The sequence below is a fragment of the Frankia sp. CcWB2 genome (genome assembly GCF_977927585.1).
The window spans coordinates 9,527-10,029 of record NZ_CDWRCM010000114.1 but is presented as its reverse complement, the minus strand read 5'-3'; the positions used below and the strand labels follow the sequence as shown (position 1 = coordinate 10,029).

The window sequence follows — 503 nt, the reverse complement described above, 5'->3', positions numbered from 1 at the left end:
GGTGGGGTGGTCTCCGGCCGCCACGACTCGAACCACGCCTTGACGGTTCTCCGGTGGTCGGCGAGGTCCGTCCGCCAGGTCTCGGGCCGGTAAAAGGAGAAGGTCAGGTTCGCCTGCGGGTCCAAGTCGATCATCAGTACCCGTCTCCCCAGCCGGGCGATCGCGGCGCCGATGTTTGCGGTGAGCGTGGTCTTGCCTACCCCGCCCTTGTAGCTGGCGATCGCCACGACCTTCACCGCATCCTCGCTCCCGGTCGCGCGCTCCGCCCGGCGGCGGAGGGACGTCGTGCCTCCTCGGCCGGACCCTCAAGCTTCCGCGTCCGGTTCACCAGCAGACTACGGCTGTTTCTGGATCGGTCACGTGGCCGGGAGTCGGATACTGGTGACTTCCGCCTTCGGGGACGGGAAGGAAGTCCCCCCTCGATCCGTCTCCGGACGCCTGAGTCTGGGATGCATGGGTCAGAAGACGATCGATGGGAACGAGGCCGCCGCGTTGGTGGCCTA

At 67.4% G+C, this 503-nt stretch carries 1 pseudogene; it reads right to left on the bottom strand.

The window, feature by feature from the left end:
- Positions 1-236: pseudogene (locus ACY45C_RS13250) on the bottom strand (ParA family protein); the annotation flags it as partial.
- Positions 237-503 lie beyond the last annotated feature (267 nt).